Origin of the sequence: Streptomyces sp. NPDC056527, assembly GCF_042794475.1 — a bacterium.
GTDB lineage: Bacteria > Actinomycetota > Actinomycetes > Streptomycetales > Streptomycetaceae > Streptomyces.
Map to the genome: position 1 here is coordinate 1 of NZ_JBHTTQ010000151.1, position 13,380 is coordinate 13,380.

At 70.2% G+C, this 13,380-nt stretch carries 8 protein-coding genes, 1 tRNA gene and 1 pseudogene; 5 read left to right on the forward strand and 5 right to left on the reverse strand.

All coding sequences use genetic code 11. The features are described 5' to 3' along the window. Positions 1-18: 18 nt before the first annotated feature. Positions 19-106, reverse strand: a tRNA-Leu gene (locus ACFQ7Q_RS35560). Positions 107-361: 255 nt separating this feature from the next. Between ACFQ7Q_RS35560 and ACFQ7Q_RS35565 the strand changes: the two genes are divergently transcribed. Further along, positions 362-1,630, forward strand: coding sequence for a DUF2254 domain-containing protein (locus ACFQ7Q_RS35565; RefSeq protein WP_383562574.1), 1,269 nt, complete (start codon positions 362-364; stop codon positions 1,628-1,630). A gap of 10 nt (positions 1,631-1,640) precedes the next feature. On the opposite strand, the gene ACFQ7Q_RS35570 is transcribed toward ACFQ7Q_RS35565, so the two are convergent. From ACFQ7Q_RS35570 to sucC, 3 genes are all read right to left on the reverse strand, one after another. Continuing rightward, a complete protein-coding gene (locus tag ACFQ7Q_RS35570; RefSeq protein WP_383562554.1) occupies positions 1,641-3,314 on the reverse strand; it encodes an aldehyde dehydrogenase family protein in 1,674 nt (557 codons plus the stop codon). Positions 3,315-3,497: 183 nt separating this feature from the next. Continuing rightward, positions 3,498-4,400, reverse strand: a complete 903-nt coding sequence (gene sucD, locus ACFQ7Q_RS35575) for a succinate--CoA ligase subunit alpha (protein WP_383562557.1) — start codon at positions 4,398-4,400, stop codon at positions 3,498-3,500. A gap of 14 nt (positions 4,401-4,414) precedes the next feature. Beyond that, positions 4,415-5,551 carry an ADP-forming succinate--CoA ligase subunit beta gene (sucC, locus tag ACFQ7Q_RS35580; protein WP_383562559.1) on the reverse strand — a complete coding sequence of 379 codons (1,137 nt, stop codon included), beginning with the start codon at positions 5,549-5,551 and terminating at the stop codon, positions 4,415-4,417. Between the two features lie 145 nt (positions 5,552-5,696). Between sucC and ACFQ7Q_RS35585 the strand changes: the two genes are divergently transcribed. From ACFQ7Q_RS35585 to ACFQ7Q_RS35600, 4 genes are all read left to right on the forward strand, one after another. Next, positions 5,697-7,391, forward strand: a complete 1,695-nt coding sequence (locus ACFQ7Q_RS35585) for a thiamine pyrophosphate-binding protein (RefSeq protein WP_383562562.1) — start codon at positions 5,697-5,699, stop codon at positions 7,389-7,391. Between the two features lie 13 nt (positions 7,392-7,404). Continuing rightward, a complete protein-coding gene (gene frc / locus ACFQ7Q_RS35590; protein ID WP_383562565.1) occupies positions 7,405-8,649 on the forward strand; it encodes a formyl-CoA transferase in 1,245 nt (414 codons plus the stop codon). Continuing rightward, positions 8,649-10,820, forward strand: a complete 2,172-nt coding sequence (locus ACFQ7Q_RS35595) for an acetate--CoA ligase family protein (RefSeq protein WP_383562568.1) — start codon at positions 8,649-8,651, stop codon at positions 10,818-10,820. Before frc ends, ACFQ7Q_RS35595 begins: the two co-directional genes overlap by 1 nt. A gap of 112 nt (positions 10,821-10,932) precedes the next feature. After that, complete coding sequence (locus tag ACFQ7Q_RS35600; protein WP_383562571.1) at positions 10,933-12,318, forward strand: OFA family MFS transporter; 1,386 nt, start codon at positions 10,933-10,935, stop codon at positions 12,316-12,318. 18 nt (positions 12,319-12,336) lie between these two features. On the opposite strand, the pseudogene ACFQ7Q_RS35605 reads toward ACFQ7Q_RS35600, so the two are convergent. After that, positions 12,337-13,233: pseudogene (locus ACFQ7Q_RS35605) on the reverse strand (sugar phosphate isomerase/epimerase family protein); the annotation flags it as partial. Positions 13,234-13,380: the final 147 nt, after the last annotated feature.

The window sequence follows — 13,380 nt, forward strand, 5'->3', positions numbered from 1 at the left end:
CCCGCCTTCGTATCTCTCTGGTGTCCGAGGGGGGACTTGAACCCCCACGCCCGATAAAGGGCACTAGCACCTCAAGCTAGCGCGTCTGCCATTCCGCCACCCGGACCAGGTGTTGTGTCGTTTCGGGGTGTTCCCCGCGGCGACATGGATAACTCTACCAGGGGTTCGAGGTGCCTTTCACCCACGTTTCCCGTGGTCAGTGGCGTGCCGTGGGCTGGATGTCCTTGATCAAGTCCGGGCGCCCAGCAGAACGCACAGAGTGTCGTCGCACGCATACGGGGAGTGGCGACCCCGGCCGCCTAACCTGCCCTGGGTGAGCTACCGATCCGAGTACCGCAGGTCGACGTACCGCAGGCCCCGGATGCTGTCGCCGCTGCGGGAGCATCTGCGGGACACGTTCTGGTTCGCGCCGATCCTGTCGATGGTGGCCGTCTTCGCGCTGTGGACGGGTGCCACGACGCTGGACGAGGCGATCATCGGATGGCTCCGCGACGACGAGGCGTACGAGGAGATCTCCGACCTGATCGGGATCTCCGACGACGCCAAGACGATCGTGACGACGATCTCCTCGGCGATGATGACCTTCATCGGTGTCGTCTTCTCCATCTCGCTGGTCGCGGTCCAGATGGCGAGCGGCCAGTTCAGCCCCCGGATCGTCCGGATCTTCATCCGGAGCCGGATCACCAAGGCGACCTTCTCCGTCTTCCTCTCGACCTTCCTGCTGTCGCTGCTCGTGCTGACCTCGTACGAGAGCGAGACCGATCCCCGGTACGTGACGGTCGTGCCCCTGGTGCAGTCGCTCCTGACGCTGCTCATGGTGGGGCTGAGCCTGCTGCTCTTCGTGGCGTATGTGAGCACGACACTGCAGCTGATGCGCGTGGGGCACGTGGTGGAACGGATCACGACCGAGGCGCTGTCCGTCCTGACGAGGCAGCCGCTGCACGGGGACGAGGTCGGCGAGCTCGGGGAACCGACGGAGTTCCTGGTGCACCGGGGGCGCGCCGGCGTGCTGCGGGACGTGAATGTGGCATGGCTCGTCAAGGGCGCCCAACGGCACGGCGTCGTGTTCCGGCTGGTCCCCCGGATCGGGGACTTCGTGGTGCCCGGCACCCGCCTCCTCGCCGTCCACGGAGGGCAGGTGCCACGCCGGCTGGCCTCGGCGGTCTCCCTCGGGGTCGAGCGGACGTTCCACCAGGATCTCGGCTTCGGCCTGCGGCAGCTCGCCGACATCGCTCTGCGGGCCCTCTCCCCCGCCGTCAACGACCCGACGACCGCCGTGCAGTGCCTGGACCGGATCGTGCAGATCCTCGCGGCGCTCGCGAACCGCCCGCTGGGGTCCGTCCAGCACCGGGACCGCGCGGGCACGGTCCGACTGGTGCGGGACGGACCCGAGTGGACCGATCTCGTGGATCTGGGGTTCACGGAGGTCCGGGGCTGCGCGGCGGACAGTCCGCAGGTGTCCCGGCGGATGCTCGCGGGGCTCGACGACCTCCTGTCGCTGGTCCCCGAGGAGCGCAGGGCGCCCCTGCTCCGGCACCGCGCGCTGCTCACGCAGGTGGTCGAGCGCGCGGTGGCGGAGGCTGCCGATCGGACCTTCGCTCTGGAGGCTGACCGTCAGGGGATCGGGTGATCGGCCCCTGTCAGGGCATCAGGTGGTAGTCGGGGAAGTTGCCCGGCAGCCGCTCCCCCTCGGTGCCGTCCACGCCCCCGGGCCCCTCGGTGACGGCCTTGACCAGCAGGTCGCCGCCGACGAAGGACCCGCGCCAGGACGCGCCGAAGCCGCCGAAGAGCTCCTCGCGGTCGCCTCGGGAGCGGGGCTTTCCGTGGCCGGTCTTGAAGGCCCGGATCTGCGGGGCGAGTCGGTCGTACGTCTCCGGGTCGTCGGTGGAGAGCGTGGCGACGAGGGCCCCGTTGGAGGCGTTCATCGCGGCGAGCAGCTCCGCCTCGGTGTCGACCAGGACGATCGTGTCGACCGGGCCGAAGGGTTCGGCGTGGTGGAGGGGTGAGGACGGGGGCGGGTTCAGGAGCGTCACCGGCGGAAGGTACGCGGAGGTGTCCTGGCCCGGCAGGAAGCGGCCGTCCGCGAGCGAACCGTGGTGCAGCGGGACGGCCCCCCGGTCGACGGCCTCGGAGACCAGGTCACCGAGCTCCTTGGCCTTGGCGGCGTTGATGAGCGGACCGAAGTCGAGGTCGGGGAGCTCGTCGTCCGGGTGCTCGACGGCGAGCGGGTGGCCGAACCGGATCGCGCGGACTGGTGGCAGGTAGGCGGCGAGGAAGTCGGCGAAGAGGGTCCGCTGGACGACGAAGCGCGGGTAGGCGGTGCAGCGCTGCTTCCCGTAGTCGAAGAGTTTGGGGATCACGGAGGTGAGGGCGGGCCAGTCGGTGTGGTTCCAGATGCCCCAGGTGTTAAGGCCCTCCTGCTCCAGGATGTGGCGCTTGCCGAGGTCGGCGACCGCGGTGGCGATCCGGGCGCCGGTGTCGCGGCCGCCGACGAAGGAGACGCAGCCGATCTCGGGGGCGCGGACGAGGGCTTCGGAGAGCTCGCCGCCGCTGCCGCTGACCAGGGTGATCGGGATGCCCTCGCGGGCGGCGAGCGCCGAGGCGAGGGTGAGGCAGGCGAGTCCGCCGTCGGTCGGGGCCTTGGCGATGACGGCGTTGCCGGCCAGCGCCTGCACGAGCATGGCGTGAACCAGGACGGACATCGGGTAGTTCCAGCTGGCGATGTTGGAGACCGGGCCGGGCAGCGGGGCGCGGCCGGCCAGCATGGGGTCGATGCCATCGACGTACCAGCGCACCCCGTCGATGGCGCGGTCGACGTCGGCCTGGGCGAGCCGCCAGGGCTTGCCGATCTCCCAGACGAGGAGCAGGGCGAGCAGCTTCCGGTGTGCGGTGAGTGCGTCGAGGGTGGCGCAGACGCGGGCGCGGCGTTCGGGCAGCGGGATGTGGCGCCAGGCGCGGTGCTGGTCGAGCGAGGCGCGGACCGCCTGGTGGGCGGTGGTGGCGTCGAGGCGCGGCGGGCCGGCGATGGGGCTGCCGTCCACGGGGCTGATGGCGGGGAGCGGCCGGCCGTCGGGCTGCCATGCCCCGTTCCAGAGGTTGCGGACGCTGTCGTCCCGGAACGCCTCGGGGGCGGCGGTCAGACAGCGCTGCCAGGCATCGGCCCAGGCGGTGCCCGGCTTGAGTCGGAGGATGGGGACGGGGGTTGGGGTCGAGGAGGGGGCTGGCGCTTGGTTTGAGGAGGAGGCTGAGGCTGGAGTTGAGGAGGGGGCCGGGGCTGAGGACGGGGCCGGGGTGGGTTCTGGGGTCGGTGCCATGGAGGGTTCTCCGCTCTCGGTGCACAGTCGGGCGGGAAGGTGCGATGGCTGCGTGCGCACGACGGCCGGGGAAAGCCGGCTGCTGCGCGGTCGGGCGGTGGCGCGTCGCGTGGGGCCGCGGTGCGTGGGCACGACGATGGCGCGCGGGGGCGTCGTGCGGACGGAGGGTGCGTCGGGGCGGCGTCAGTCGTGGGTGCGGTCGCCCGGGGCCGCGAGCCGGGCGAGGACGAGTCCGGCCGTCTCGGTGGGCGTGGAGCCGACCCGTACCCCCGCCGCTTCCAGGGCCTTCCGCTTCCCCTCGGCCGTACCGGACGAACCGGAGACGATAGCGCCCGCATGGCCCATGGTCTTGCCCTCGGGGGCGGTGAAGCCGGCGACGTAGGCGATGACGGGCTTGGTGACGTGTGCCGCGATGTGCTCGGCCGCGCGCTCTTCGGCGTCGCCTCCGATCTCGCCGATCATCACGATCAGGTCGGTGTCGGGGTCGGCCTCGAACGCGGTGAGGCAGTCGATGTGGGTCGTGCCGACGACCGGGTCGCCGCCGATGCCGACGGCCGAGGAGAAACCGTACTCCCGCAGCTCGTACATGAGTTGGTAGGTGAGCGTGCCGGACTTGGAGACCAGTCCGATGCGGCCGGGCTTGGCCGCGATGTCGGCGGGGATGATGCCCGCGTTGGACTGGCCGGGGCTGATGAGACCGGGGCAGTTGGGGCCGATGATCCTCGTGCCGCGGTCGCGGGCGTGCGCCTGGAAGACCACGGTGTCGTGGACGGGGATGCCTTCGGTGATGACGACGGCGAGGCCGATGCCCGCGTCGACGGCCTCGACGACGGCCGCCTTGGCGAAGGGCGGCGGGACGAAGACGACCGTGACGTCCGCGCCGGTGGCGTCCATCCCTTCGCGCACCGAGCCGAAGACGGGGATCGCGCGTCCGTCGAGATCGACGGTGCTGCCGGCCTTGCGGGGGTTGACCCCGCCGACGACGTCCGTGCCGGCGGCGAGCATCCGGCGGGTGTGCTTCATGCCCTCGGCTCCCGTCATGCCCTGGACGAGGACCTTGCTCTCCTTGGTCAGAAAGACGGCCATGGCGTTGCTTCCCTTCAGCGGGTGGCGAGCTGGGCTGCGCGGGCGGCGGCGCCGTCCATCGTGGTGACCTGTTCGACCAGGGGGTGGGCGCGGGCGTCGAGGATGGCCCGGCCGCGTGCCGCGTTGTTGCCGTCGAGGCGCACGACGAGCGGTTTGGTGAGGTGCACGGATGCGAGGGCCTGGACGATGCCCTCGGCGACGGCGTCGCAGGCGGTGATGCCGCCGAAGACGTTGACGAGTACGGCGCGGACGTCGGGGTCGGAGAGGATCACGTCGAGGCCGTCGGCCATGACCTGGGCGGAGGCGCCGCCGCCGATGTCGAGGAAGTTGGCGGGACGGGCGCCGCGGCCGGCGACGACGTCGAGGGTGGACATGACGAGTCCGGCGCCGTTGCCGATGATGCCGACCTCGCCGTCGAGCTTGACGTAGTTGAGGCCCCTGGCTCTGGCGGCGACTTCCAGCGGGTCGCCCTCGGTGCTCGGAGCGTCGGGGGTCTCGCCCCAACGGGCCTGCCGGAAGACGGCGTTGTCGTCGATGGTCACCTTGCCGTCGAGGGCGAGGATCGTGCCCTGGACGGTACGGACGAGGGGGTTGACCTCGACGAGGAGGGCGTCCTCGCGGACGAGGACCTGCCAGAGGCGGCGCAGTGCGTCCGCTGCCTCGGGCGGCAGCCCGGCCGCGGCGGCGATCTCGGCGGCCTTGGTCTCGGTGACGCCTTCGGCCGGGTCGACGGGAATGCGGGCGACGGCTTCGGGCCGGGTGGCGGCGACCTCTTCGATGTCCATGCCGCCCTCGGCGGAGGCGATGGCGAGGAAGGTGCCGGCCGCACGGTCGAGGACGTAGCTCACATAGAACTCGTCCTGGATGTCGACGGGTTGGGCCAGCATCACCCGGTGAACGGTGTGGCCCTTGATGTCCATACCGAGGATCTGACGTGCGGTGATCTCGGCGGCGGCGGGGTCTGCGGCGAGCTTGACACCGCCTGCCTTGCCCCGGCCTCCGGTCTTCACCTGCGCCTTGACGACGACGCGTCCGCCGAGGAGTTCGGCGGCGTGCCGCGCCTCGCGGGGGTGGTCGACCACGGCGGCGTCGGGGACCGCGATGCCGTAGCCCTTGAAGAGTTCCCTTGCCTGGTGCTCGTACAGGTCCATCTCGGCTCCCTGTCTCGAAAGTGCCGCACACCCCCTGGACACCATCCGGGCGATGCGGGATAACAAGCTTCATACAGTATTCGTCGACTGTATGCAATCGACCGCGACAGCACCTCAACCCCCTACGAAGGGACAGGACTTCGCCATGCCCGACGACAGCCAGCAGGCCCAGCAGGAACGCATCTCCGGTGGACATCTGGTCGCCAAGGCCCTCAAGGCGGAAGGCGTCGACCGCATCTACACGCTCTGCGGCGGCCACATCATCGACATCTACGACGGCTGTGTCGACGAGGGCATCGAAGTCGTCGACGTGCGCCACGAACAGGTGGCCGCGCACGCCGCCGACGGCTACGCCCGGATCACCGGCAAGCCCGGCTGCGCGGTCGTCACCGCGGGGCCCGGCACCACCGACGCCGTCACCGGCGTCGCCAACGCCTTCCGCGCCGAGTCGCCCATGCTTCTGATCGGCGGCCAGGGAGCGCACACCCAGCACAAGATGGGCTCGCTGCAGGACCTGCCGCACGTGGACATGATGACCCCCATCACCAAGTTCGCCGCGACGGTGCCGGACACGGCGCGGGCGGCGGACATGGTCTCCATGGCCTTCCGCGAGTGCTACCACGGCGCGCCGGGGCCCTCCTTCCTGGAGATCCCGCGCGACGTCCTGGACGCCACCGTTCCGGTGGAGAAGGCGCGGGTGCCCAAGGCCGGGCAGTACCGTGCGTCCACCCGCGGCGGCGGCGACCCCGAGGCTGTCGAGAAGCTCGCCGATCTGCTCGTGCACGCCGAGAAGCCGGCGATCCTGCTGGGCAGCCAGGTCTGGACGACCCGGGCCACGGACGCGGCGGTCGAGCTCGTACGGACGCTCAACGTGCCCGCGTACATGAACGGGGCGGGGCGCGGCACGCTGCCGCCCGGCGATCCGCACCACTTCCAGCTCTCCCGGCGTTACGCCTTCTCCAACGCGGACGTCATCGTCATCGTCGGCACCCCCTTCGACTTCCGGATGGGCTACGGCAAGCGGCTCTCCCCGGACGCCACCGTCGTCCAGATCGATCTGGACTACCGGACGGTCGGCAAGAACCGGGACATCGACCTCGGGATCGTCGGCGACGCGGGGCTGGTCCTGAAGTCGGTCACGGAGGCGGCGAGCGGCCGGCTCAACGGCGGTGCCACCAAGCGCAAGGCATGGCTGGAGGAGCTGCGCACCGCCGAGCAGACCGCGCTCGACAAGCGGCTGCCGCAGCTGCGCTCGGACTCCTCGCCGATCCACCCGTACCGCCTGGTCAGCGAGATCAACGACTTCCTGACCGAGGACTCGATCTACATCGGCGACGGCGGGGACATCGTCACCTTCTCCGGTCAGGTCGTCCAGCCCAAGTCACCCGGGCACTGGATGGACCCGGGTCCGCTCGGCACGCTCGGCGTGGGCGTCCCCTTCGTCCTGGCCGCCAAGCAGGCCCGCCCGGACAAGGAGGTGGTGGCGCTCTTCGGTGACGGCGCGTTCTCCCTCACCGGCTGGGACTTCGAGACTCTCGTCCGCTACAACCTCCCCTTCGTCGGCATCGTCGGCAACAACTCCTCGATGAACCAGATCCGTTACGGCCAGGCCCAGAAGTACGGCCTGGAGCGCGAGCGGGTCGGCAACACCCTCGGCGACGTCCACTACGACGAGTTCGCCCGGATGCTGGGCGGCTACGGCGAGGAGGTGCGGGACCCCGCCGACATCGCCCCGGCACTGCGACGAGCGCGCGAGTCCGGGCTGCCGTCGCTGATCAACGTCTGGGTCGACCCCGACGCGTACGCCCCCGGAACCATGAACCAGACCATGTACAAGTGAGGAGGGCCCGGTCATGACCAAGGCACAGGGCACCAAGGCTCTTGAAGGCATTCGCGTCCTCGACATGACGCACGTGCAGTCCGGTCCGTCCGCCACCCAGCTGCTCGCCTGGCTCGGCGCGGACGTGGTGAAGCTGGAGGCCCCCTCCGGAGACATCACCCGCAAGCAGCTGCGGGACATCCCGGAGGTCGACTCGCTCTACTTCACGATGCTCAACTGCAACAAGCGGAGCATCACCCTGAACACCAAGACCGAGCGCGGCAAGGAACTCCTCACCGAGCTGATCCGGCGCAGCGACGTCATGGTCGAGAACTTCGGCCCGGGAGCCGTCGACCGGATGGGCTTCACCTGGGAACGCATCCAGGAGATCAATCCACGAATCGTCTATGCCTCCATCAAGGGGTTCGGGGACGGCCCGTACACCAACTTCAAGGCGTACGAGGTCGTCGCCCAGGCCATGGGCGGCTCGATGGCCACCACCGGGTTCGAGGACGGGCCGCCGCTGGCGACGGGCGCCCAGATCGGTGACTCCGGCACCGGCGTCCATGCCGTGGCCGGGATCCTGGCGGCGCTCTTCCAGCGCGAGAACACCGGGCGGGGGCAGCGGGTGAACGTCGCGATGCAGCACGCGGTGCTGAATCTGTGCCGGGTGAAGCTGCGGGACCAGCAGAGGTTGTCCCACGGACCGCTCTCCGAGTATCCCAACGAAGATTTCGGCGAGGAAGTCCCTCGTTCGGGTAATGCTTCCGGCGGCGGCCAGCCGGGCTGGGCGGTGCGCTGCGCCCCCGGCGGTCCGAACGACTACGTGTACGTCATCGTCCAGCCCGTCGGCTGGACCCCGATCTCGGAGCTGATCGGCCGGCCCGAGCTCGCCGAGGACCCGGAGTGGGCGACGCCGGAGGCCCGGCTGCCCAAGCTCCCCAAGATGTTCCAGCTCATCGAGGAGTGGTCCTCGACCCTGCCCAAGTGGCAGGTGCTGGAGCTGCTGAACGCACGCGGCATCCCATGCGGTCCGATCCTGTCCACCAAGGAGATCATCGAGGACGCCTCGCTGGTCGCCAACGAGATGGTGGTCGAGGTCCCCCACCCCGAGCGTGGCAGCTTCACCACGGTCGGCTCCCCTCTCAAGCTCTCCGACTCCCCGGTCGACGTGATCACTTCACCACTGCTCGGCGAACACAACGAAGAGGTGTACCTCGGCGAACTCGGGCTCGGCGACGAGGAGCTGCGGCTGCTCAAGACGACTGGGGTGATCTAGTGACGACGCACAGCTTCGACCAGCGGGCGGTACGCGAACTGCTCGATGCCGTACGCGCGGACGGGCGCACGGCGCTCACCGCCCCCGAAGGCAAGACGATCGCCGACGCGTACGGCATCGCCGTCCCCGGCGAGGCACTCGCCCGGGACGTCGACGAGGCGGTGGCACAGGCCGACCGGCTCGGCGGCAAGGTGGTCCTGAAGATCGTCTCCCCCGACATCCTGCACAAGACCGACGCGGGCGGAGTCGTCGTCGGGGTCGAGGGCGCGGCCCAGGTCCGGGAGGCGTTCTGCCGGATCGTCGAGAGCGCAAGGGCCTACGCTCCGGACGCGCGCATCGACGGCGTGCAGGTGCAGCAGATGCTGCCACCGGGACAGGAGGTCATCGTCGGCGCCGTCACCGACCCTGCCTTCGGGAAGGTCGTCGCGTTCGGGCTCGGCGGGGTGCTGGTGGAGGTGCTGAAGGACGTCACCTTCCGGCTCGCTCCGGTCACCGCCGACGAGGCGGCGTCGATGCTCGACTCGATCCGGGCGGCCGAGATCCTGCGCGGGGTGCGCGGGGCGCCGGCGGTGGACCGGTGGGCGCTCGCCGAACAGATCCGGCGCGTCTCCCGACTGGTCACCGACTTCCCGGAGATCGCCGAGGTCGATCTGAACCCGGTGATCGCCACCCCCGAGGGCGCTACGGCGGCCGACATCCGCGTCATCCTCGCCACCGAAGTCCCGGCGCCACGCCGGACGTTCGGCCGTGAGGAGATCCTGCGGTCGATGCGTCGACTGATGCAGCCGACCTCGGTGGCCGTGATCGGGGCCTCCAACGAGCAGGGGAAGATCGGCAATTCGGTGATGCGCAACCTCATCGACGGCGGATTCCCCGGCGAGATCCACCCGGTGAACCCCCGGGCCGATGACATTCTGGGCCGCAAGGCGTACAAGAGTGTCACGGACGTTCCCGGTGAGGTGGATGTGGCGGTCTTCGCGATCCCCGCTCCGTTCGTGGCGTCGGCGCTGGAGGAGGTGGGTCGCAAGGGCGTTCCCAACGCGGTGCTCATTCCGTCCGGCTTCGCCGAGACCGGTGAGCACGCGCTCCAGGACGAGATCGTCGCCGTGGCGGAGCGGTACGGCATCCGGCTCCTCGGCCCCAACATCTACGGGTACTACTCGACCTGGCAGGACCTGTGCGCCACCTTCTGCACCCCGTACGACGTCAAGGGTGGCGTGGCGCTTACCTCGCAGTCGGGCGGGATCGGGATGGCGATCCTGGGCTTCGCCCGCACCACGCGGACGGGTGTGTCGGCGATCGTCGGCCTCGGCAACAAATCGGACATCGACGAGGACGACCTGCTGACCTGGTTCGGCGAGGATCCCCGCACCGAGTGCATCGCGATGCACCTGGAGGACCTCAAGGACGGGCGGGCCTTCGTCGAGGCGGCCCGGCAGACCGTCCCGAAGAAGCCGGTGGTCGTCCTCAAGGCGGGACGAACCACCGCCGGGGCCAGGGCGGCCGGCTCGCACACGGGCGCGCTCGCCGGTGACGACGCGGTGTACGACGACATCCTGCGGCAGGCCGGGGTCATCCGGGCCCCGGGGCTCAGCGACATGCTGGAGTACGCGCGGGCCCTGCCCGTCCTGCCGGCCCCGCAGGGGGACAACGTCGTCGTCATCACCGGCGCCGGCGGGTCGGGGGTGCTGCTGTCGGACGCGATCGTCGACAACGGACTGCGGCTGATGGAGATCCCGGACGACCTGGACGCCGCCTTCAAGGCGTTCATCCCGCCCTTCGGGGCGTCGGGCAACCCCATCGACATCACGGGCGGCGAACCGCCGTCGACGTACGAGGCCACCATCAGGCTCGGCCTGGAGGACCCCCGGATCCACGCGCTCGTCCTGGGCTACTGGCACACCATCGTCACTCCCCCGATGGTCTTCGCCGAGCTCACCGCGCGCGTGGTGGCGGAGTTCCGTGAGCGGGGCATCGAGAAGCCGGTGGTGGCGTCGCTCGCGGGCGACGTCGAGGTCGAGGAGGCCTGCCAGTACCTCTTCGAACGGGGCGTCGTGGCCTATCCGTACACCACCGAGCGGCCCGTGGCGGTGCTCGGTGCGAAGTACCGGTGGGCCCGGGCGGCGGGGCTGCTGGGCGAGGACGGCGTTGGGGGGCGGTCGATGAGCTGAGCGACAGCTCGAACCACGGGGCTCGCGGTGGCCGCTCGCCGCGGGCCCCGGTGCGAAGGGAACGGACAGGGGGCGCTGGCCAGACTTCTTCCACGCAAGGGGTTCGATCTCCATGACGACAACCGACATCACCACCACCCTCCCTTACAGGGAGGTGACGGACGCCAACGGCCGCACGTACCGGCTCGGCGAGACCGACATCGACCTGATGGGCCGCAAACGCAAGTGGATGGTCATCCTGCCCTGGGTGGGCATGATGGGCATCAGCTCGGCGGAGTACGCGTTCGCCTCCGCCGAGGAGACCCTGCACACCGCGCACAGCTGGAGCAGCGCACACATCTTCTGGATGCTCGGGGTCTGGGTGTTCTTCCAGGCGGCTGTCGCCTTCCCGGCCGGCAAGCTGCGCGAGAGCGGGAAACTGCCGGCCCGCTGGGCGATGATGCTCGGCGCCGTCGGCACCCTGCTCGGCTACCTCTCCCTCGCGTACGCGCCCCATGTGGTCGTCGCGTACCTCGGTTTCGGCATGTTCAGCGGCATGGGCGCCGGCATGGTCTACGCGACCTGCGTCAACATGGTCGGCAAGTGGTACCCGGAGCGGAAGGGCGGGAAGACCGGGTTCGTCAACGGCGGATTCGCCTACGGCTCCGTGCCGTTCGTCTTCATCTTCACCGGCTACATGGATCTGACGAACTTCCGCTGGGTGCTGGTGGCCGTCGGGCTCTTCCTGGCCGCGATGGTCGCCGTGGCGGGCTACTTCTTCCAGGACCCGCCGAAGAACTGGTGGCCGGACACGGTGGATCCGCTGCGCAAGCCGGACGACCCGCGGGCGCGCCGGGCCATGGAGAAGAACCCGCCGGCGGTGAAGCAGTACACGCCGATCGAGGCCTGGCGGACCGGGCGGGTCGCGCTGATGTGGTTCTGCCTGCTGTGCACGTCGGGCGTCAACATCTTCGGTATCGCCTTCCAGGTCCCGTTCGGTGACGAGGCGGGCTTCGCGGGCGGGATCGTGGCGACCGCGATGTCGCTGAAGGCCATCGTGAACGGCACTGGGCGGGGTGTGATCGGCTGGCTCTCCGACCGTTACGGCCGCAAGCAGTGCCTCATCTTCGTCTGTATCGTCCTCGGGCTCGCCCAGTACGGAATCCTCTGGTCCGGCTCGATCCACAATCTGCCGCTGTTCCTGGTGTTCTCCAGCATCTCCGGCTTCGGTGGCGGTGCGATCTTCCCGATGTTCGCGGCGATGACGGCCGACTACTTCGGGGAGAACAACAACGCCTCCAACTACGGCCTCGTCTACAGCTCCAAGCTGGTGTCCGGGCTCCTCGGCTCGGGCATGGGCGCGGTCGTGGTCTCGGCCTGGGACTACTCGGGCGCGTTCCTGCTGGCCGGGTCGATCTCGCTGTTCGCCGGATTCGTGGCGATCTTCCTGCATCCGCCGGGGAGGCCGCGGGCCCGCCGGGTGGCGGCGAACCCGCGGCCGATCAGCCGGGACGCGTGAGCGCGGTGGCCGTCCCGGTCAGCAGTCCTTCTCGCGCAGGGAGTGGAGGTGCGCTCCGGACTTGCGGGCGAAGGCGAACGACTCGACCGGGTTGTCGTGTTCGGCCTGCCAGTGGTGGGAGCGGTAGCCGTGCTGGGTGCGGTTCACCGCCGAGATGAAGCGCTGATAGTCGATGTCTCCGTCCCCGACGTCCGCCATGCGGTAGCCGTCGCGGACGGAGTCGTCGCGTTCGCCGTCCTTGACGTGGAAGAGCGGATAGCGGTGCGGCTGGTCCAGTACGTAGTCCAGCGGGTCGAAGGGCGCCGGCGTGCCGTCGACGCGACGGGAGAAGCGGAACTGGGCGGCGTACGCCCAGTAGATGTCCATCTCGAGGTGGACGAGATCCGGGTCCGTCTCGGCGAGCAGGACGTCGTAGAGGCGGACGTTCGGCCGGTCGGTGGCGAAGGAGAACTCCTCGGCGTGGTTGTGCTGGTAGAACTTCATGCCGCGCTTCTTCGCCTCGGCGCCGTAGTGGTTGAACTCCTCGGCACAGCGCTTCCAGCCGTCGACGGTGGCCCCGTAGCGCCACGGGCCCGAGGCGGTCCCGATGTGCGGGAGGCCGAGGGCCTGGGCGTCGTCGAGGACCTGGTCGAGGTTCTGGGCGAAGGTGTACGCGTTGGGGTCGGAGGAGTAGTAGCCGACGTGGCTTCCGATGCCGCGCAGGCTGTTGTCGCGGGTGAGCCGCTTCAGCTGGGCGAGGGTGATGGGGCCGGCCGATCCCTGGCTGTAGCCGGCGAACTCGACCTCGTCGTATCCGTACTTCTTCAGCTCGGCGAAGACGGCGGCGAAGCCGAGCGTGGCCACCTTGTCGCGCAGGGAGTAGAGCTGGATGCCGAGGCGTCCCGGGGGCAGGACGGGGCGGCCCGGGCCGTGACCCCGGTCGGGGGGCGCGGGGGGGGGGGCGGGGGGGCGGCCGGGGCTGGCGGCGGGGGACGACGCGCCCGGCGGGCCGCCGCGGCGGGACCTCGGCCGACGCGCCCGCGGGGGCGGTCAGCCGGACGGCCCGCACGAAGGGAGCCGGGC